We start from the raw sequence: 21863 nt of genomic DNA, 5'->3' as shown, positions 1-21863 counted from the left end.
AATAACTGTGCCTACTTAGTATAAATCGTTTTAGCGACGTGATAAGTCGAGTGGTTCGCCTAGAAAAGGCGCGGTTAAACAGTGCTGTTGAAGCTGTTTAGCAAGGTAACAAAACACGGTTGCTTCGTTGTAGTTGGCAAACGGGCCAACACGCAGTGCATACCGTGTTTGTGATTTTGTGGGGCGTTTTAAAAACACAAACTCTAGTTTATCAAATGCACCGGGATACTGTTTTTTCATTATTAACACTTGGCGCTTAATTTGGCTTGGGTCTAAATACACTCCAAGCTGAGCGCCAGCAGGCGCCTGAGCATTTCGCGCTACGGCATCATTGTAGGTTACTGGCGCGTTATCGGAATGAGTTTGATCACTCTTAGATGCTTTAGAGAGCGTTTGCACGTCTGGCTTACTATTGAGTTCGGCCGTCATAATGCGTAAATCATTTTCCATTTCGGTTAAACGGGCAATACTTTGCTGCTGTGATTGATATTGAGCCGCAAATTGCTGTATTTGTTGCTCTGTATATAGCGGCTCTGGTTGCTGTTGCAGCAACATACATGCAGGCAACAGACTCACACTGGCAGTAATTAATAAGTGTTTGAACAACGTTGAAATTGGCATATTTATCATCAGCTAAAAAAACAGAGCTTAAGCACAGCAAATAAAATGCCAGCTTTTAGCCTTTATATCAGCACGCTATAGGTAAATGCGATTATCGGTATAATTACTTACCCAACAATCAAGCCCTTGACGCTTAATGGCTTCACAATCAGCGGTTGCGTTTTTAAGGTATTTATAGCCACCAAATTTTAAACGGTAATAGGTGTTTTGATTAACATCAGCCACTTCAACATTTAATAGCGGTTTGCCTTGAAATACCTCAGGGGCTAAGGCCTTCATTTTTTTAAATGTAATGGCTAAGTTTTTTTCTGAATTTACTGCAACAAGCTGTAATGCAAAACTGTATTCAGGTTTAACCTGTTCGCTGCTCTTACGCTCGTCTGATTTAGCCATAGAATCTGGCTCTTCTTTAGTAGGCAGCCCAGCTGCAGGTAACGCGCTATCTGTGCTCTCTGCGCCATCTGTGCTTAGCTCAGGCAGCGATTGCACGTTTGCTAATAGGCTTTGCTCATTGGCCTGAACATTCATTGACTGAAATAGATGACTAAACGACAAAAAATTAAATAATGTGGTAGGTAATGAATGGTTACTACAACCCGATACAACAAACAGCACCATTAGGCACGCGCTGTAACGCAACGGTTTTAAGCAATATTTCATAAGCAGGATTCTTAAACGTACCATTATATATTTGCTTCTTAATCTGAGAAGACCGTTTGTTAGTACTTACCTGCCTGTAAAAAGCCTGAAATATCGTTTAGATATTAAACAAGAAAACACTAACAAATTGCTTTTTTATTATTATATTTTCAGTACAGTGCTTCTACTAACTGCAATAAAAACTTAGTAGCACCCTCAGCTTAAGTTTTCATATACGACAACCTAAAGCAGTAAAAATCCGTTTCATTATAGGTATTTTTATGAGTATAGCTTAATTAGCTATTCTACAGTGGGTAACTAAGCACTTTTCTGTAATAACTATCTTAGCAATCTGCTAATACAAAGGTATATCAGAAAAGTCCTTAATTAGGTAATAATCGACAATTGTGCATGACATGTAAATAACAAAAAAGTGCCATATAGACACTTTTTTTACATCATTTTTAACTAATCAAATAGAATTGATTATTTAACCAGCGTTTTTATGAAGTCGGTGAGCTCATCTTTAAATTCATCGCGTCGTAATGAAAACTCAACAATCGCTTTTAAATAGCCTATTTTGCTTCCACAGTCATGGCTTTTCCCTTTCATTGAGTAGGCATCAACGGTTTCTTTTTCCATTAACATTGCAATCGCGTCTGTTAACTGAATTTCATCGCCTGCCCCTGCTGGGGTTTTTGCAAGAAGTGGCCAAATGTTTTTACTTAATACATAACGACCAACCACGGCGAGGTTTGAAGGCGCTTGATCAATTGGCGGCTTTTCAACCATATTTAAAATAGCGGCACTTTCACCTTGTTTAATTTTCGCATCACCTAGGTCAACCACACCAAACTTATCAACTTCGTTAAGTGGCACAGGCTCAACCATAATTTGGCTTTGACCAGTACTTTCAAAGCGTCCAATCATCTCTGCAAGGTTGTCTTTTTTTAGATCGCTCGCCACATCGTCAATAATCACATCGGGTAAAATAACCACAAACGGTTCATTACCAATGATTGGCGCTGCACAGTTGATTGCGTGGCCTAACCCCTTCGCTTCACCTTGGCGTACTTGAATAATAGTGACATCTTTAGGACAAATAGACTGTACTTCTGCGAGTAGTTGACGTTTAACACGCTTTTCTAATGTTGCTTCTAACTCAAAGCTCGTATCAAAGTGGTTTTCAATAGAATTCTTACTTGAATGCGTCACTAATACGATTTCTTTAATTCCCGCTGAAATCGCCTCATTAACCACATATTGAATCAAAGGGCGGTCAACGATAGGTAACATTTCCTTTGGAATCGCTTTTGTTGCAGGCAACATACGCGTGCCAAGACCAGCAACTGGGATCACTGCTTTCATTGATTTCTCCTTAAACTTTTTTCTTTTTACACTGAAAACGGATACTTAATTGCATCGTGACACTGATAACCTTCTACTTCAAAATCGTCTTTTGTGACCCAAGTTTCAATGTCTTCAAGTGATTTAATATTTGGATTTATTTTTAGTGTAGGTGATGCAAATGGCTCACGCTTGAGCTGTACATCACGCATTAACTCTAACTGATTTTCGTAAATATGTGCATTTGCTATTTTATGATACGCCTTTCCGGGCTTGTGTCCGGTGATTTGTGCAACCAACGCTAATAACACAAAACATTGAATTTGATTAAAATTCAAACCCAGTGGCACATCACAACTACGTTGATACGAGGTTAAGTATAGAGTATCACCCAGTAATGAAAAAGTGTGCGTATGCATACACGGACGTAAACAACCTAGCTCAAACTCGCCCGGATTATAAAACGTGACAATTTCACCTCGGTCATCAATGCCGTTAGATAAGTTAGTAATTACCTTTTTAAGTTGATCAAGGTGTGTACCATCTGGGCGCTGCCAGCTACGGCCTTGTACGCCGTACACACGGCCCATATCATCTTCACCACGTCGATGCGGGTTTTCGAGCCAAGCTTTATTTTCGTTCGCGTTGGCATTCCATGTCATGCAACCGATATCACGAAACTGTGCCGCACTGTCGTAACCACGAAGGTAGCCTAACAACTCTGCAATGGCTGCTTTATAAAAGCTTTTACGTGTTGTTATAAGCGGAAACTTATTGTTTGCTACATCGTACTCAAGGTCAGCATTAATAACGGTTAAACATTTGGTGCCTGTACGCTTATTTTCGACCCACACGCCTTCATCAACAATGCGTTGACATAAATCTAAATACTGTTTCATTGACTTGCTCTTATTATGCTTTGCTTGCAACGCGTCGTTGCGGCTTCATGTAGGCCCATATTAACAAACCAAGGCCCCCAAATACCATTGGCAGCGAGAGTATTTGTCCCATTGAAATCACACCTGCAAATAGGCCTAAATGCGCGTCTGGCTCACGGAAATACTCAACAACAAATCTAAATACGCCGTAGCCTAATAAAAATAAACCGGCGACACTCCCTGCTGGGCGTGGCTTTTTAATAAACCATTGCAAAATTAAAAATAGCACCAAGCCTTCTAAAAATGCTTCGTATAGTTGTGACGGATGGCGTGGTTCTGGCCCACCGGTAGGGAAAATAAACGCCCAAGGTACATCGGTTACGCGTCCCCATAACTCACCATTAATAAAGTTACCTATGCGGCCGGCTAGTAGGCCCAATGGCACTAATGGCACCACAAAATCGCCGACCTCTAACAATGATTTTTTACGTGTCCAGGCAAAGACCATAATTGCGGTAATAACCCCCAGTGTGCCGCCATGGAATGACATGCCACCTTGGTCTATTCTGAATAAATAAAACGGGTTTTCAATAAAATAACTAAACTGATAAAACAACACATAGCCAATACGCCCACCGAGTATTACCCCGAGCATACCGTAAAATAATAAGTCGCTTACTTGCTCTTTCGTCCACCCAGAATTAGGTTTTGCAGCTTGACGGTTTGCCAGCCACATAGCTAAAGCAAAACCAATTAAATACATTAAACCGTACCAACGTACGCTGAGCGGTCCTACCGAAAAAATAACCGGATCTATCTCTGGAAATTGAAGAGCCATAAAAATAAAAACCTTTAACTAAACACCATTTTAAGCGCAATTATGACAAGTAATAGCGCGAATACTTTTTTTATTGTTGCCACAGGTAAATAATGCGTCGCTTTTGCACCATAAGGAGCAATTAATGACGACGTGACAACGATGCCGACTAATGCGGGTAAATAAACAAATCCGGCAAAACCATCACTAAAGGAGGTTACTTGCCAACCTGCAGACACATAACCAACCGAGCCAAACAGCGCAATGACAATACCACATGCTGCGGCACAACCAATGGCCTTTTTAATATCGACAGAGAAATAATGCAGCAAAGGCACAATAAGTGCACCGCCACCAATACCAATCAGTCCTGATAATGCCCCCATTATTGCACATAAAAAGCCAATTACGGGACCTGAGGGCAATGGTTTTTCACTTGCAGCCTTGGTACGTGTAGATAACACCATGCGTAACGCGATAAACACCACACTCGTGGCAAAAACTAAACGTAATAACTGCTCAGGAATAAAACTCGCCGCAAAGCCACTCACGAGTGCACCAATACCTACACCGGTCATGACCCAAGGAGCAATTTCCCACGGCACATTAGCATTACGATGATGAGCCAACGCTGAAGAGGTAGACGTAAAAATAATGGAAGCAAGTGAGGTGGCTATGGCAATAACTAATACATGGCTTGAGTCAGCAACATTAAATGATACCAACATGGCGCTCAGTACAGGCACAATAATTAAGCCACCACCAATGCCAAGCAGACCGGCTAAAAACCCTACTACACTGCCTAAAATAGCGCAGTACACCATTAAAAGTATTACGTCATGCATAGCACACTCATATATTCAGTTTGTTATATGTATATACTAAACGAATATATAAACGCTTCACAGTACAATTTACTCTCATGCTTGCCCTTGGCTAGGGGTGTAAAATAACTCACCCAATTGGTGCTCTATCATAAAGTTACGTGTGAGCCTCAATACTTGCTTAGCGGTAGGCTGCAATAAACATTCGCTAAGCAGCTCCTCCATATCGCTTACTTTTAAGCGACGCAGTACAAATTTAATTTTACTGATTGATGAAAGGTTCATACTTAAGCGACGATACCCCATGGCGATTAGTAATAATGCCCCTTCTGGGTCACCACCAAGCTCACCACATAAACTAAAGGGTAATTCATGGTTTTGGCACTCTTGAGCAACTTTAAGTAGCACTCGCAGCACACTAGGATGATAGGGGTTAAAGAGCTCTGCAACACGCGCATTAGAGCGATCAACGGCCAGCATATATTGAGTTAAATCATTGCTACCCACAGAGCAAAAGTCGACTTTTTGTGACCACTCTTCGAGCATGAATATACTTGAAGGGACCTCTAACATAATGCCAATTTCTGGGCGGTCAATGGCTTGCTCTGGGTATTGTTCTTCTAGTTCGAACAGCGCTTGTTCAACTAACTTAATTGACTCGTCGACTTCTTCAGAGCCACTGATCATGGGTAACATTATTCTAAGGTTACCTAAACCGATATTGGCCTTTAACATCGCTCTGAGTTGATCTAAAAATAGTTCAGGATGATCCAAGGTGACGCGAATACCCCGCCACCCTAAGAAAGGATTCTCTTCTGTGATATTAAAGTAGTCTAATACTTTATCACCGCCGATATCTAAGGTGCGCATTACCACAGGATTCGGGTGATAGCTGGTAAGCACTTCTCGGTACCACTTTTCTTGCTCCGACTGCGAAGGAAATTGCCCCTTTTGCATAAACCAGGCTTCGGTACGATACAAACCCACTCCATCACAAAACAGTTTGTTGTCTTGCTCTGTGTTTAATTCAAGGCCTGCATTTAACAATAAGCTAATGTGCTCGCCATCTAAGGTGACCGCATCTAGGTTCTGCTCTGCGACGAAACGATCATTCAGTAATGTTTCTTGGTATTTTAATTGGCTGTATTCATCGTGGAGCATTTGCGAAGGTGAGATATATAAACGCCCTGCGTAGGCATCTAAAATCATCGGCTTACCTTCAAATTGCAGTAAGGGAACGTCTTCAATACCCCAAATAGCGGGTATCCCCATTGCTCGCGTTAATATTGACGCATGGCTGTTTGCTGCCCCATTTACACTAACCACCCCCGCTAAATGCCCTTTGGGCACTTCGGCAAGCATGGCAGGTGTTAGCGTACTGGCAATTAAAATGGTGTCTTTAGGGTAAGGTTTTGCCGCATGCTCAGTATTAACTAAGTGGTGTAAAACACGCAAACCAATGTCTTTAACATCTACTGCGCGCTCTTTTATGTATGGGTCTTGCATGGCGTTAAACTGCGCCACCAGCTTTTCGATAACTATTTTTAATGCGCTTTTTGCACTCCAGCCTTGTTGAAGTTGCTCTTCAACATTTTTGCCTAGGCTTTTTGCATCAAGTAGCTGCTGATACACATCGAATACCGCGAGCGCTTCTTGCGGAATCGAATCGCTTAATGTCATTGATAACGTATTAAACTCGTTGCGTGTTGCCGCAACAGCCTGCGTAAATAATTTACGTTGCGTGCTTATGTCATCGTCTTTTTGCAACTCAATCGATTTAAAATCGAGTTTAGGCAACACCACAAAAGCTTCACCAATGGCAATACCCGGCGCGCTCGACACCCCTTTGAGTACCGAAGTCTGATGCGAGAACTCATCAAGCCTTAAAATCTCTTTGATCTCGGCATGTGCAAGCTGCGATGCAAGTTGTGCCGAAAGAGTAATTAAAAAAGATTCTTCATCGGGACTAAAAACACGCGCTAACTTTTGCTGAACTACAATAACGCCCAGCACTTTTTTTTGATGCACCACAGGCACAGATAAAAACGCGTTATAGCCTTCTTCATTAACTTCTGGAGAGAGTTTAAAGCGAGGGTGTGATTTAGCGAACGCTATATTAATTGGCTCTTCGCGTTGCGCCACTAAGCCAACTAAGCCTTCGGTAAAACCAATTCTAAACTTACCCACAGCATCTGGGTTAAGTCCTTGCGTGGCCATTAATACAAAGTTGTCTTGGCTGTAATCAGCAAAGTAAATTGAGCAGCACTGTGTTTGCATGGCATCTTTTACCATTTGCACAAAACACGCTAAGGCACTGTTTAAGTCCGCTTGTTGCGACACAGCCTCAGCAATTGATCTGAGCGTGGCTAACATGATGCTGCTCCTTTCATTTAGTTGATAAAGTTGCCCTTATCGCTTTTGTCGCCAATTATCTTTATGTTGTTCTCGTTTATTAAACGGCATTGCAAACGGGGCAAACTCTTTCATTACACGACGGTAAACATCGCGCTTGAATGACACAACTTGCCTCACCGGATACCAATAGCTCACCCATCGCCAGTCATCAAACTCTGGATGATGAGTTTTAAGTAAGTTTACATCTTCGTCTTTACAACGTAATTTCAGTAAAAACCATTTTTGTTTTTGCCCAATGCACACAGGACTTGAGTCTCTGCGAATTAAACGCTTGGGTAATTTGTAGCGTAACCAATGTTTTGAACTTGCGACGATCTCGACGTCTTCAGGAAGCAAGCCCACTTCTTCGTGTAATTCTCGGTACATGGTTTGCTCTGCTGTTTCACCATCATCGACACCACCTTGGGGAAATTGCCAAGAGTGCTGACCATAACGTCGAGCCCAAAATACTTGTCCCTGATTATTGCAAATTACAATTCCGACATTGGCACGAAAACCTTCGGCATCAATCACCTTAGTGCCTCATTTGTAAGTCGATTTTTATTGATTGTTCCACATAACCTGCGATACAGCAAACACTTTACACCTTCGCCGAAACCAGATTTGAAATTAGCATTTTAACAAGCGCTTTTAATCAATATGTTAGAAAGCAATTATTACGAAAATACGCGCTTTTAATAAAATAGTAGTTTACAACCGTATTTTTCTCACCTTACCCACAGCTTGTGCATAACTTTTGTAAATCATGCTTATTTTGCAAACAAATCCACAATAGCCAGTTCAAAAAAGCACTTTCTCCACAGAAACTGTGGATAAACATGTTCATATATCTGTATTTATACAAACAACTGTCTAATTAATACAACAGCCAAAAATCAAACACCGACAAAAGTCATTAAATTTCAATACATTAAGATGTTATTCCCACAAAACAAATTGACTATTTTTAACTCACTTTCAACATGCGCAAAAAACACCCAAATACAAAGATATCCACGGCAATGCGCATTTGCTATCATGTTAAGGTTAATAACACAATCAAATAAACGCCGTATGCGACCACTAAAACCAAGCTCAATCAACGAATTAATGCAACGCGTGAATGCAATAACGGGGCTTACACTCGGCCAGCTTGCAGAGCAGTACCAATTTAAAACACCCGATGACTTGCTGCGTGAAAAAGGCTGGACCGGTCAGCTTATTGAATATGTATTAGGGGCAACAGCGGGCTCGAAACCCACTCCTGATTTTGAAGAGCTTGGTATTGAGTTAAAAACCTTGCCTATTTCGTTTAAAGGTAAACCCTTAGAGACAACTTTTGTCTCTGTTACGCCGTTATTGAACGTAACAGGTCTTACATGGCAGCAAAGTACGGTGCGTAAAAAGCTCAATCATGTGTTGTGGTTACCGATTTTGGGAGAACGCGAAATTCTGCCATTTAATCGTACCATTGGCAGTGGTTTTTTATGGCAACCCAGTGCTGAGCAAGATGCACAGTTGCAACGTGACTGGGAAGAGCAAATGGAACTTATCGCGCTGGGTCGAATCGATGAAATTTCGGGACACTTGGGTGATGTAATGCAAATAAGACCAAAAGCGGCTAACAGTAAAGCGCTTACTGATGCTATTGGGCCAAATGGGCATGTGATCCAAACCCTACCTCGCGGCTTTTATTTAAAAACAAGCTTTACCGGCGAGATTTTAAAACGCCAATTTCAGCTGTAAGGGTCGCAACTCTTTGTATTTATATCCGGTTTGTCGTGCTAACTCGTAAAAAAGCCGCGATGATGGTCGTCGCGGCTTTGTTCTAACTTGAATTCTTAACGTATTGTTATTTCCAACTTTTCATCTTATGGCCTTTAAGAGCATAAAATAAAATGAATAGATAACTTGGGATCATAACAATATACGCACCTTGCGCGCCCAGCCCTGCTACGTTACCTAAACCAATCAGCAGCGGACCTAAAGCACCACCTGCAATACCCATGATCAACAACCCCGATGCAGTGCCAGTTAAGCGGCCTAAACCCGCCAATGCTAATGGCCAAATTGCAGGCCACACCATCGCATTCGCAAAACCAAGTAGCGCGATACACAATAAAGGATCGGGGAGTTCAGGGCCTCCAAATGGCACAAGTAATAGATTAGAAATAATAAACGAGTCATTGCTACCAAATACCACCAGTAGCACGGTGATTATGCCTGCGATACCCGACATTAATAGCGCTGTTTGCTGGCTCATAAAACGTGGGATAGTTGCAATACCTATCGCGTAGCCAATCAACATACACGCCATTGTGTACGAAGTCATAACGGAGTAATCAGCAACGCCAATTTGCAAAGCGTAAGAGCCAATCGTATCGGCAGCAATCACTTCAACTGCGACATACAAAGCAATACCCACAACACCTAGAACAAGGTGCGGATGAGCAAGTGTTTCTTTTAACTCACCTTTACCATTTGATGACTCGCCTTCGTCAAACACTAAATCGGGAAGAGGCGCAAATTTTGCGAACGCAGCAAATAACATAATAAGACCCGCAATTAATACATACGGCATAATTAAGCTATTGGCCATAATGTCTTTTTGCTCTTGCGACAGTTTACCCGCACCATCGACTACACCGCTTACAACGACCGCAGCAAAGATCACCGGTACGATAACTCCAGCAAACTTATTCAATAAGCCCATAATACATACACGCACCGCGGCTGATTTTTCAGAGCCCATTTTTACTACATAGGGGTTAACAGCCGTTTGAAGAATTGTTTGACCTACACCTATCATAAGCTGTGCAAATAAAAATATTTCGATCATTTGCAGTTTCGCGGCAGGAATATACATTAACGCCGACAGCGCCATGACAGCACAGCCAATCGCCATTCCATTTTTATAACCAACGCGTCTTATGAGCATCGCTGAGGGAATACCTGCAACAGTAACCGCAATATAAAACGAAGAAATAATAAACGAAGCTTGTAACGGCGACAGCTCAAGCATTTGCTGCAAAAATGGTGTAATTGCACCATTAAGCCACGTTATACACCCCAGAATAAAAAACATTGATCCTGCCAATACCATTGGCAGCCAAATGCTTTGTTTTGTGTTGTTGTCACACTCAACCGTTGCTTCCATAATTTTTCTCAACTAGTTATTTTAATTAATTATTTTTATTTGGCTGGCTTTAAAACATCATTGTGCTGTTTAATTTCCATACCAATCACAAAAATTTAATCATACACTAACAAAAATGACAGCGCTATCATTTTGCATTCAGCTAAACGTAAAAAAGCCGTAACTAGCTGGCTAGTTACGGCTTTATTTAAATATTTACAACGGCTTAGTTATTACTTACCAATCGCTTCTTTTGCGAACAAGTGTTTAATTGGCCCCAAGTTATCAACAAGGCTAAGCCCCACACCGCGCACGAGCTTTTTAAGCGGATTAGCACCGGCAAATAACTCTTTTAGTCCTTGCATCATGGCAATGTGTTTTTGCGCATCAAGCTTACGGGTACGTTCATAATCACGCAGCGTGCGTGTACTTGCAAACTCACCCTGCTCATTGGTTAATAACTCAATTAGGTAAGCGGCATCTTTTAAGCCTAAGTTCATGCCAAGCCCGGCAAGTGGGTGAATAGTATGCGCTGCATCCCCCATTAACACGACTTTGCCCGACACCCACTGCTGTGCATAACGCATTTTAAGTGGAAACGCCATGCGCTCACTTTGAACTTCGCATAAACCGCATTGGCCATCCAGTGCAGCCAGTAGTGCTTTATTAAACTCGGTATCGTCAAGTGCTAGTAACTGCTCGCAGTGCACAGGGCTGGTTGACCACACAATCGAATGCGTATGTTTATCAGGCAGCGGCAAAAACGCTAAAGGGCCGGTTGGTAAAAACACTTGGCGTGCTGTGTGATTATGCTCATCATCGGTTTTTACAGTCGCAACAATGGCATGATGATCATAATCTTTAAACGTAATTGGCATATTGAACTGCTTTCGAATCGCCGAGTTTGCTCCGTCGGCTGCTACCAGCAATTTAGCAATCACAGGCTCACCGCTTTCAAGTGTAATAAAGACATCGGACTCTGTTTGATGTATTTGTTGATAACGGGTTTCGAATAATAAGCTGGCATTACTTTGCTTTTCAAGTTCACTAATTAAAGCGTAGCGAATAATGTCGTTTTCAACGATATGACCAAGCTGCGGTAAGTCGAGATCATTGTGATCAAAATGAATTTTGCCAAAGCTGTCTTTATCGCGTACATCCATCGAGGTATAAGGCGTGGCGCGTTGCTTAATAATTTCAGGCCACACATTCAGTGACTCAAACAAACTTTGGCTCGCCAGACTCAGCGCACTAACGCGAAGGCCATACTCATCCCCCGGAAGCGCCTGCTTTTCACTGGCATCAATCACCACCACACTAATATTGGCTTTAGCTAAACCAAGTGCAAGCGTAAGGCCTACACAGCCACCGCCAACAATACAAACCTGTGCTTGTTTCATATTCGTTTACCTTGCTTAACTTGACCCATTAACTGTTTGGCTAACGGGGTTTTTAACGAGGAGAATAAATCCATTGAGAAAAGACCAATGCTACGACCAAGCGCAAGCATTCGCGATGAATTTGAAAATAACCGCACCAAGCTGTCAGTTAAAGTCATAACCGTGGCAATATCTTGACTGCGCACTTGGCTATAGTAGCGGGTAAAAGCGTAATCACCTAAATCGCTGCGGTGCGCCATATCACAAAGTAGTTGCACATCACGTAAGCCTAAATTAAAGCCCTGCCCCGCAATGGGATGAATAGCATGACCAGCATTACCTATAAGTACAGTTCGATGGCTGCTTAGCGCGTCTACTTTTCCATACACCAGCGGGTAGCTGGCACGCATACCAACTTTACTGAACGTGCCGGCACGATAGCCAAACGACTTTTGCAAAGCAGCTAAAAATGCATCATCTGAAAGCGCCATGTGCGCATCTATATGCTCAGGCTCCATGCACCATACTAACGAGTAACGGTTATTGCTCATGGGCAAAAGCGCCATCGGGCCATGCTCGGTAAAGCGTTCAAATGCGTGATGATGATGACCACCCGCCACTTCAATATTGGCAATGATCGCGCCTTGCTGATAAGGGCGCGTATTAAACTCAATATTAGCCAGCTTTCGACTACTCGAATTAGCACCGTCGGCTATAACCACCAGTTTTGCACTCAGCTGTTCGCCCGAACTTAAAGTAACGTTCGCAGCATCGGCTTGGTACTCAAGTTTAGCAACCGTGTCAGGACAAAACAGGCTCACATCTGTGCGAGTTAACTGCTGGTGCAAGCTGCGACCAAATGGATTCACCTCAACGACATACCCAAGTGCATCTTGCGCATATTCATGGCAATCAATGTGGGTTTTACCAAAGTGACCACGGTCAGAAACCGTTACTTTTTCAATTGCAGCAGCAAATTGCGCTTGGCAATCAAATGCATTAATGGATTGTAAGTATTGAACCGATTGCTGAGCCAGTGCAATACTTCTATCATCAAAGCTTGGGTGATAGTTTGCACTTACTTCATTTGCTTCAATCACAGCGATTGATAACTGTTTATTGCTGTGTTTTAGGCCTAATGCACAACTTGCGCCAGCCAAACCACCGCCGATAATGACAACATCAAACTGCTCTGCCACGTTTGCTCCTAGCCTTTATTTGCCTTGCATCACTGCTTCAATGTCACTGATAGTTTTAGGTACTGAGAGTGTCAGGTTTTCATGACCCTCTTTTGTGACAAGTAAGTTATCTTCTATACGAATACCAATACCTTTGTATTGCGCAGGTGCTTTGGTATCTTCGCTGATGTATAAACCGGGTTCGATAGTTAAGACCATTCCTGGCTCAAATACGCGCTCTTTTTCGTCAAGCTTGTATTCGCCTACATCATGCACATCAAGGCCTAACCAATGGCCAAGGCCATGCATATAAAACGCTTTACAGGCTTGGTTTGCCATTAGCTCATCAAGCTCACCCGTTAAAATACCCAAGTCAATTAAGCCTTGCGTTAATACCGTTGAAGCCAGTTCATTGGCTTTAGATAAACTACCACCGGGTTTCACTTGGCTAAATGCAGCCTCTTGCGCCGCAAGTACAATATTATAAAGCGCGGCTTGTGGCTCACTAAACTTGCCATTCACAGGGAATGTTCGAGTAATGTCTGCTGCATAACCCTCAAGCTCACACCCTGAATCAATCAGTACTAGGTCGCCCTCTTTTAGTTCGGCGTCGTTTTGTGTGTAATGCAGTATATTGGCGTTATCACCACTGCCAACAATGGTGCCATATGCTGGGTGGCGAGCACCATTCATTGCGTAGTGATGGTGCAGTTCTGCTTCTAGCTGATATTCAGTTGCGCCTGGTTTTGCAAATTGCATCGCACGAATATGGCCTTGCGCACTAATTTCACAAGCAGTGCGCATAATGTTTAGTTCAGCGTCAGATTTAAATAAACGCATTTCGTGTACTAGGCCACGAATATCTTTAATAGTGTGAGGCGCTTTGTAACCTTTTTTTGGTGCACCACGAAGCGTGCTTAATAAGTCCCAAATTTTCGTATCGAAATGTGGGTAAGTGCCTTGTGCATAAAATAAAATCTGCTGGCCGTTCACCAAATCTAATAATTGTTCATCTAGTTCACTAAGTGGACAGGTTGCGTCGAATAAGTACTCAGATTTCGCTTTTTCGAAGCCAATTCGACGGCCATGCCAAATTTCAGCTAATTTATCTTTATTGCGACAAATAAGCGTACTTGGCGTGTCACTTGATGGGCAAAGCACTAACACTGCATCGGGTTCGTTAAAACCCGTTAAGTAGAAAAAGTCACTGTCTTGGCGAAATGCGTATTCGGTATCACGACTGCGTGTAACTTCAGCAGCTGCAGGAATAATCGCGATGCTATTTTTGTCCATCATCGCAAGTAAACGCTCGCGACGGGCTTTAAATTCAGCTTTATCGATAGCAATAGACAACATGCTAAACCTCTGTAATTTAATTAGTGAAGGGTCTTTTTAGTGCTTTTATCTGTTTGCTCTTTACCGAGTTCAGCAAAACATAATAAGGCAGAAACGCGCACGTACTCGATCACTTCGTGTAGTGCTTGGCTGTCTTCTTCGGTTTCTTCGAATAAAGTATCCAAGCGAGTAATTTCGCTAAAATCGCTAATAACTTCTTTTACGTCCGCAGACAATTTGCCATAGTCTTTTTGCTTTAAACCGAAACCAAGCATAAAACCCGATACCCAAGACACTAGGCCGTTTGCTACGTCAACTAGGGTCTCGTCATCACTTGGCAAGAATAAATCGAACTGAAATTCATCGTCACCAAAACTCGCCACAACCTGTGTATATATAGTGGCAAAAAACGCTTTTAGATCGGTATTGAATGCTAAACCATCATTGAAAACATCGCTTAATAAGCCTAAATACTCGTCGGCTTCAATATTAATGCCACAAGCAAGTAAGCCACTTATTACGCCATGGGCTTCGGCGGGTGCGACAAAAATTTCATTTTTTTCTAATAGCAATTGCGCTTGCTGGTAATCAGGTAACGTGCTCATAACTTTTTCTTTGTTCGTCTCAGTAACGTCATGCTACCACTCGATAAATCGCAACTCCAATTAATTGTATGATTGAGGTCAAAAAGCAATCTGAAAAGTAAATGCCTCGTTAAAGGTGGGGAAAAACTACCCGAACGATCCGCTTTTTTGGTTTCTATGGTTTAATGATTGAAACTTGTCTTATATACTGAATATGTTCCCTAGGGTGTTGGAGCTTGGTTAAGTCCCTGAGCCGATAAATTTTATGTTAGGGTTTCTGTTCGTTTACTATTGTGCAAGCTCGGCATGTACCGAGAAGCCTACGGTAGACCGCAGATTCCCGCCCTGAAACCTCAAGGTTTCAGGACTGACACCGGGCACCGCATACTTGGGGAACACCTTCATTACTTCAAGCTACGAGCTACGAGCTACGAGCTACGAGCTATCAATACTTTCATTTTATATTTTTCTAAACTGTATTTTTTGCACGCAGAATAAATTCTCACCTAGACCATTTGGCATTTAATTTTTTGGCGTTTAAAGGTCTTCTTCGGTTTATCTTTAATCTTTAGAATTTGCTAACTTACTTGATTTCGCTACGCTCGAATCTACCTACGAATAAAAACGCGGAATAAACCCGCCGCCACCTTTTTACCTGTAGCAGCAGGTTTACCCCGCGTTATAGCACTGAGTACTTGTATTTAGAATCTAATAACGAGTACCTAGTCTCAAGCCTATTTAAACCACCCCTGAAAACGTTCCATCAATAAGTAATTAACCGGAACAAGTAATAAGGTGATAAGGGTTGCAAAAATAATCCCAAACCCAAGGCTTACCGCCATCGGAATTAAGAATTGTGCTTGTGTGGCTTTTTCAAATAACAACGGCATTAAACCAATAAAAGTGGTTAAACTGGTAAGCATTACTGGGCGAAAACGCGATGCTCCCGCCATTTTAACTGTTTCGAGAAGGTCACCGCCCTCCTCGCGCTTTTTATTGATAAAATCAACCAGCACCAGTGAGTCATTCACAACCACGCCAATCAAGGCCAGCATACCGAGCAAGCTCATAATGGTAAGCTCCATCCCCATGATCCAATGCCCCATTACCGCACCTATCATGCCAAAGGGGATAACACTCATGACAATCAATGGCTGCATATACGATTTAAACGGTATTGCCAACAGCGCATAAATAATGAAAAACACAAACACCAGCCCCCAAGCAAGCGACCCAAATGACTCGCGCTGCTCTTTAGCTTCACCTTCAAGCGAATAGTCTGCACCTGGGAATTGCTGCATTAGTTCATCAAGGTACGATTTTAGGTCTGCCTGCAGCACTGTCATGTTGGTGTTTGACTTTTCAACATCGGCAGTCACATTAAGCGTACGGTATCGGTCAATACGGTAAATTGATGACGGGCTTTGTCCCGGCACTAAAGTGGCAACATGCGACAATGGCACCGTACCACCGCTAGGTGTATTTATAAGAATATCTTTTAAATCGGCTACTGAACGACGCTCATCAATGGGTAAGCGCACCATAACACGTACATCGTCACGACCACGCTGAATGCGCTGTACTTGCGCACCAAAAAACGAGTTACGTATTTGCTGCGACACATCAACGCGATTCAAACCAAGCGCTAAACCTTGCTCTGTTAGCTCAATTTGCAGCTCTTCTTTACCATCGGACATGCTGTCGGCAATTTCGTACACTGTTGGGTATGTTGCCAAACGTTGCTTTACTTTTTCTGCAACTTGCTCAAGTGTCGATATTGAATTGCCTGTTAGCTGTACGTCGATAGGGCTCGATGTTCGACCAAATTCAGCACGAAAGGTTACGCTTTCCGCACCGGGGATAATACCAATTAAATCGCGCCATTCACTCGCAAGTTCTCGAGAGCCAATGTCTGATTCGCGTTTTTCTGCTGGCATAATTTCAAACCGAACACTCCCCGAATTAGACGCGCCACCACGGCCACCTGTAGTAGCCAAAATGTTTAAAATAACACTTTGACCGTCTTCGTCACGGTACTTATCTTGCAGCTCTTTTGCTTTATCAGACATTTTAATCACGTATTTATTAGTGACTTCAAACGGTGTACCCGCAGGAAATGTTACTGATGCCCTCACTGTTTCACTTGGAATGCGCGGGAAGAACACAAACTTTGTCCAGCCACTGGTAATTAACGTTAAAATAATAACGAAAATACCCACAAACAAGCTGACTGTTGCCAGTTTATTCTTAAGAGCGTGATTAAGCAGCGGTTGGTAATATTTCATAATGGCATGCTCAAAGCCATCGGCAAAACGCTGTTGTAAGCGCTCCAGCTTAGTAGGCTCACCCTTTTCGTGGCGCAGCTTTAAATACTTTAAATGTGCCGGTAATACAAACTTAGACTCAATTAACGAGAACAGTAATACAGGAATAACCACCACGGGGATTTGCGCGAAAATAGCACCACGCGCACCTTCAATAAAGGCAAGCGGTAAAAATGCTGCCACCGTAGTCAATACCCCAAATGTCACTGGGGTCGCTACTTCTTGTGTACCACGAATTGCAGCCTGCTCGCCTGTTTCGGCTGTTTTTAAGTGGGTATAGACATTCTCGCCGGTGACAATCGCATCATCCACAACAATACCCAGCACTAAAATAAAGCCAAATAAACTAATAACATTTAATGTGATACCAAATAGTGGCATCACTAAAAATGCCCCCATAAACGATACCGGTATACCAATAAACACCCAAAATGCGATAGCGGGACGTAAAAACAGTGTCAGCAAAGCAAGCACCAGAATACCACCTTGAATCGCATTGCTGGTGAGGGTTGCAATACGACTTTTTACCACTTCTGAGTCATCATCCCAGTAGCTTAATTCGAAGCCTTCAGGCAGGTTATCTTGCTGTGCGACAATAAAGTTTTTCACGGCATCAGCGACTTCAATCGCACTTTGTGGGCCAATACGATAAACATCAATAAAGGCGGCTTGTTTACCATTAAAACGCGTGCGTACCGGGGTTTCTTCAAAATCGTCTTTAATGCTAGCAATGTCTCCCAAGCGAATGATCGTGCCATCTGCTTGATGCTTAATTACAATCTTTGAAAACTCATCTTTACGATATGCCTGCCCTTTAGAGCGAATAAGCACATCGCCCCCTTCTGTTTTTAAGTTACCTGCTGAGACATCGGTACTTGAATTACGAATAGCAGAAGAGATATCCGACAAACTTAAATCGTATTGACGCAAGGTATCTTTGCTTACCTCAATAGCAATTTCATAATTGCGCACCCCACTTAGCTCAACCTGAGTCACGCTAGGTAGGCGCAACAATTCATCGCGCACTGTTTCTGCATATTCTAAGGTTTCTTTTTCACCATAAATGCTTGAAACGGTGACCGCTATTACTTCACGTTTCCATTCAGCGAGCGACACTATTGGCTTTTCAGCATCAACCGGAAAGGTATTAATCGCATCGACTCGGCTTTTTATATCCGCTAATAACTCTCGCGGGTCATAACCTGTTTCGACTTCAATTGTGACAGAAGCCGAGCCTTCAGCTGAACGGCTCGTTATGCGTTTTACACCTTCTAAATCTTGCACCGCTTCTTCGATTCGGATCGTGACCCCTTTTTCGACATCTTCAGGTGTAGAGCCACGTAATGAGACGCTGACGCTGATGCGATCAGATTCAAATGATGGGAACACCTCAAGCGGTATTTGCGTTGAAACGCTAAATAACCCCGCTAATAAAATGCTGATCAGCAATAAGTTAGCTGCAACATGATTTTTTGTGAACCAAGCTATCATTATTGCGCTCCTTGCTCACGAGCGGCGCGGCGTTGCTCAATCAATTTTTTAACCGTAATGCCTTGCTCTTTTGCTTTTTTTTCAAGCTCTTCGCGGCTTAGTCGCGGTGTATCGGCGCGCGTAGCTTGATAAGCTTCGCTGCCCATTACCGTTACTTGCGTACCTGAACTTACTTGCCCAAGTGGTGTAAGCACTAAATTATCTCCAGCCGATAAACCATCAGCCACGATTGCCTGAGTTGCATTTTGCCAAGCCAAAGTAATGTCTTTTCGACGTAAAACCCCTTTTTCCTCGGTGTACACATAGCTGCCTTGGTAAATTGCACTGTTTGGAATAACTAAAGCATTCTCAACGGTTTTACCTTTAATCTGCGCTTTAATATATTGACCAATTTTAATGGGGTACTGGTTATCGCTTGTGGCTTTATACGGGTCGTGAATTTGCGCCACAACATAAAGTTGCTGAGCACTTTCATCAATCGCACCTTCGGTACGAATCACTTGGCCTTGCCAATGCTGTTTGCCTACTAGGTTTGAGCTGAACTCGACAAGTGAACCCGCACTATTTTTAGCACCATCGCGGAATTGCTCCGGCAAATTAATAAACGGTAAGTCTTTATTTTTAATCGGTAGCCTAATTTCAACACTATCTACAGCATAAATAATGGCTATTTCCATGTTATTGCTAACAACTTGGCCTAAATCAACACTACGGCTTAACACTCGTCCTGCATAAGGCGCGGTTATTTTAGTTCGCTCTAAATCAAGTTTTGCTTTTTCAAGGTTGGCTTGTGCCGATAATACACTCGCCTCTGCGGCTGCCAGTTGAGGTTTGCGAAGTACTAAGCTACTCGCTTCTTCGCCTTTACCTAAGCGCTGCCAATCTGTCATTGCTTGTCGGCCACGCGCTTGCTCTTCAAGTAAACTTTGTTCAGCGGTTAATAGTGCGGCTTGCGCTGATTTAACTTCAGCGCGGTGATCTCTATCATCAAGCTGTACAAGTACATCGCCTTTTTCAAAAAAGCCCCCTTCACGGAATTGCTCACTTATTTTAATGATTTGTCCTGAGGCCTGCGCAACCAACTTACTCTGTGTGCGCGGTTTAACTGTACCAAAACTGTCGATCATAATTTGAAAGCTTTGCGGTGTGAGGCTCTCAACAGCAACATTCACTTTTGCTTTAGGAGGTGATGAAAAGCGATTAGCTTGCGGCGGATTCCCTTTTATAAACATCACTAAAAGTACCGTCACGATTATCACTACGAGTGGAATTAATATTTTACGAGTTTTGCTTTTCATGATTATTGCTCTGCTACTTCGGTGTTTGCTTCACTAAAATCACCCCCGAGGGCAATATGTAAGTTGATTCTGTTGATGATAAGTTGGTTTTTAATTTGAATAACTGAACTTTGTGCGTTAAAAGAGCGGTCTTGTGCATCCAGAACCGTGGTGTACGTTACCAAACCACTTTGATATTGCTCAAAAGCAAGTTGCTCTGCCGCGATGGCATTTTTTTGTGCTTCAAGTGTTTTTTCGTAACGCACTTTTAGCGCTTGCTCTTGGCTTATTGCTGTTTCAACATCGTTAAATGCATCATAAAGAGTCGCTAAGTAAACTTGTTCTTGGCGTTTAACATTGAGCCTAGCTTGCTCTTCGTTCGCTTTTAAACGTCCGCCTTCAAATAACGGCATCGAAATGCTGCCAAGTAAAGACCAAGCAAGGCTTGAAGGCGAAAATAAATCACTCATTCGATCAGTGCTATCACTGATTGAGGCTGATAAGTTCAAGCTTGGAAAACGCTGTTTGTGCGCATACGCAAGACCGGCATCGGTGCTGAGTAATTGATACCAACTGGCCATTAAATCAGGTTTACGGGTAATAAGCTCAGACGGCAAACCAAGTGGTATGGCATTATCAAGTAAAGGTAAGTCTGCGCTAACCGTAAGCGCTCCTCTGGGGTATTGCCCTGTTAAACGCTCTAAATCACGAATTGATTTTGTTAACGTAGCTTGCTGCTCTGCAATGTTTGAACGCTCTGTATTTAGCTCATTGCGAGCAAGGTAAACATCCAGTGCTTCGTTTAGACCTTGGCGGTAACCAGATTCAATGATTGATAAGTTTTGTTCTGCATTTTGTTCGCGCTGCTTAAAAAGTTCGAGCAATTTATGATTGCTGATCACATTAAACCAACCCGAAACAACATCAGCAACTAACTGCTGCTTAGCTTGCTCAAACGACGCTTTCTCTGCTAAGTATTCTAAGTTAGCTTGGCGCTCTGACGCCGACAACTTACCCCATAGATCAACTTCGTATCCGAGCTCAAGTGATGCTGAACTTGCATTATTGTAATTTACCGGGCGGTTATCTTTACTGCGGCTAGTTCGTGTTGATAAGTCTAAGCTTGGCCACAAAGCCGCACCCGCAGCAACGAGTTGTTGCTCTTTAATTGCAACATCATAACCCGCTTGTAAAATCCCCTGATTATTCGCTAAAGCCTGTTCAACTAAGCTCAGCACCTGTGGATCTTGTAACTGCTGTAACCAATTACCCTTCACAGCTAATACTTTTGAAGCACTGTCTAGTTGTTGCCAAGCGTTTGGTATAGCTTCAAGTTCTGGTACTCGTTCACTATTCGTTGGCTGGCTTGCGCATGCACTTAGCAAAACCACACTTAAGGCAACTAAACTTGGCCTACATTGCCAATTCATCATAAAAACCTGAAAAATAACTATTTATGAGTGTAATTCAAGCATTGCATTAAGTTTTGCTCAACTGACTTTACATAAAATTACACTCGTTGACGTTGTAGTACGATAAACGGCAGGTATTTAGCGATGAGATTAGAGTTACAACGTTCAAACGTAAGCTGGGAGCAATTTGAGGAGAAAAAGCAACCATGAGTGAAACTGTATTAGGA

The 21863-nt window shown here is 42.6% G+C and carries 16 protein-coding genes, 1 other RNA gene and 1 pseudogene; 2 read left to right on the top strand and 16 right to left on the bottom strand.

Annotated features, from left to right (window positions below; genetic code table 11):
* Nucleotides 1-30 precede the first annotated feature (30 nt).
* From D0907_RS04495 to rppH, 8 genes are all read right to left on the bottom strand, one after another.
* Nucleotides 31-621 (bottom strand): hypothetical protein, encoded by a 591-nt coding sequence (locus D0907_RS04495; protein ID WP_036970393.1) that lies wholly within the window; start codon nucleotides 619-621, stop codon nucleotides 31-33.
* A gap of 75 nt (nucleotides 622-696) precedes the next feature.
* The gene (locus D0907_RS04490) at nucleotides 697-1281 is read right to left on the bottom strand and encodes an SPOR domain-containing protein (RefSeq protein WP_065978396.1); all 585 of its coding nucleotides are present in this window, start codon (nucleotides 1279-1281) and stop codon (nucleotides 697-699) included.
* 465 nt (nucleotides 1282-1746) lie between these two features.
* On the bottom strand, nucleotides 1747-2628 hold the full coding sequence (gene galU / locus D0907_RS04485) for a UTP--glucose-1-phosphate uridylyltransferase GalU (protein ID WP_065978397.1): 882 nt from the start codon (nucleotides 2626-2628) through the stop codon (nucleotides 1747-1749).
* A 26-nt stretch (nucleotides 2629-2654) separates the two neighbouring features.
* Complete coding sequence (locus tag D0907_RS04480; protein WP_036970397.1) at nucleotides 2655-3506, bottom strand: thymidylate synthase; 852 nt, start codon at nucleotides 3504-3506, stop codon at nucleotides 2655-2657.
* A gap of 13 nt (nucleotides 3507-3519) precedes the next feature.
* On the bottom strand, nucleotides 3520-4323 hold the full coding sequence (gene lgt, locus D0907_RS04475; protein ID WP_036970400.1) for a prolipoprotein diacylglyceryl transferase: 804 nt from the start codon (nucleotides 4321-4323) through the stop codon (nucleotides 3520-3522).
* A gap of 14 nt (nucleotides 4324-4337) precedes the next feature.
* A complete protein-coding gene (locus D0907_RS04470) occupies nucleotides 4338-5147 on the bottom strand; it encodes a sulfite exporter TauE/SafE family protein (protein ID WP_065978398.1) in 810 nt (269 codons plus the stop codon).
* 75 nt (nucleotides 5148-5222) lie between these two features.
* The gene (ptsP, locus tag D0907_RS04465) at nucleotides 5223-7499 is read right to left on the bottom strand and encodes a phosphoenolpyruvate--protein phosphotransferase (protein WP_036970406.1); all 2277 of its coding nucleotides are present in this window, start codon (nucleotides 7497-7499) and stop codon (nucleotides 5223-5225) included.
* Between the two features lie 36 nt (nucleotides 7500-7535).
* Nucleotides 7536-8054, bottom strand: coding sequence for an RNA pyrophosphohydrolase (gene rppH / locus D0907_RS04460; RefSeq protein WP_036970409.1), 519 nt, complete (start codon nucleotides 8052-8054; stop codon nucleotides 7536-7538).
* 540 nt (nucleotides 8055-8594) lie between these two features.
* Between rppH and mutH the strand changes: the two genes are divergently transcribed.
* On the top strand, nucleotides 8595-9266 hold the full coding sequence (mutH, locus tag D0907_RS04455) for a DNA mismatch repair endonuclease MutH (protein WP_075593899.1): 672 nt from the start codon (nucleotides 8595-8597) through the stop codon (nucleotides 9264-9266).
* A 106-nt stretch (nucleotides 9267-9372) separates the two neighbouring features.
* Here the strand turns inward: mutH and nagP are convergent, their stop codons facing one another.
* The 5 genes from nagP to D0907_RS04430 all read right to left on the bottom strand — a co-directional run bounded on the left by nagP (nucleotide 9373) and on the right by D0907_RS04430 (nucleotide 15153).
* On the bottom strand, nucleotides 9373-10677 hold the full coding sequence (nagP, locus tag D0907_RS04450; RefSeq protein WP_036970411.1) for an N-acetylglucosamine MFS transporter NagP: 1305 nt from the start codon (nucleotides 10675-10677) through the stop codon (nucleotides 9373-9375).
* 212 nt (nucleotides 10678-10889) lie between these two features.
* Nucleotides 10890-12056 (bottom strand): FAD-dependent monooxygenase, encoded by a 1167-nt coding sequence (locus tag D0907_RS04445; RefSeq protein WP_036970414.1) that lies wholly within the window; start codon nucleotides 12054-12056, stop codon nucleotides 10890-10892.
* Nucleotides 12053-13234 carry a 2-octaprenyl-6-methoxyphenyl hydroxylase gene (ubiH, locus tag D0907_RS04440; RefSeq protein WP_065978399.1) on the bottom strand — a complete coding sequence of 394 codons (1182 nt, stop codon included), beginning with the start codon at nucleotides 13232-13234 and terminating at the stop codon, nucleotides 12053-12055. Before ubiH ends, D0907_RS04445 begins: the two co-directional genes overlap by 4 nt.
* Before the next feature lie 15 nt (nucleotides 13235-13249).
* Nucleotides 13250-14569, bottom strand: coding sequence for a Xaa-Pro aminopeptidase (gene pepP / locus D0907_RS04435; RefSeq protein WP_075593844.1), 1320 nt, complete (start codon nucleotides 14567-14569; stop codon nucleotides 13250-13252).
* 20 nt (nucleotides 14570-14589) lie between these two features.
* On the bottom strand, nucleotides 14590-15153 hold the full coding sequence (locus tag D0907_RS04430) for a UPF0149 family protein (RefSeq protein ID WP_036970422.1): 564 nt from the start codon (nucleotides 15151-15153) through the stop codon (nucleotides 14590-14592).
* Between the two features lie 194 nt (nucleotides 15154-15347).
* On the opposite strand from D0907_RS04430, the gene ssrS reads away from it, so the two are divergent.
* A non-coding RNA gene (gene ssrS, locus D0907_RS04425) (6S RNA) lies at nucleotides 15348-15531 on the top strand.
* Between the two features lie 335 nt (nucleotides 15532-15866).
* Here the strand turns inward: ssrS and D0907_RS04420 are convergent.
* From D0907_RS04420 to D0907_RS04410, 3 genes and pseudogenes are all read right to left on the bottom strand, one after another.
* The gene (locus tag D0907_RS04420; RefSeq protein WP_065978401.1) at nucleotides 15867-18947 is read right to left on the bottom strand and encodes an efflux RND transporter permease subunit; all 3081 of its coding nucleotides are present in this window, start codon (nucleotides 18945-18947) and stop codon (nucleotides 15867-15869) included.
* On the bottom strand, nucleotides 18947-20245 hold the full coding sequence (locus D0907_RS04415; protein ID WP_075593843.1) for an efflux RND transporter periplasmic adaptor subunit: 1299 nt from the start codon (nucleotides 20243-20245) through the stop codon (nucleotides 18947-18949). Before D0907_RS04415 ends, D0907_RS04420 begins: the two co-directional genes overlap by 1 nt.
* Nucleotides 20226-21654, bottom strand: a pseudogene (locus D0907_RS04410) (efflux transporter outer membrane subunit). The gene D0907_RS04415 and the pseudogene D0907_RS04410 overlap by 20 nt, the downstream one beginning before the upstream one ends.
* Nucleotides 21655-21863 lie beyond the last annotated feature (209 nt).

The sequence above is a fragment of the Pseudoalteromonas lipolytica genome (genome assembly GCF_003515105.1).
GTDB classification, from domain to species: Bacteria; Pseudomonadota; Gammaproteobacteria; order Enterobacterales; family Alteromonadaceae; genus Pseudoalteromonas; species Pseudoalteromonas lipolytica.
The sequence above is the reverse complement of the archived record's forward strand: the minus strand, read 5'-3'. Positions and strand labels throughout refer to the sequence as shown.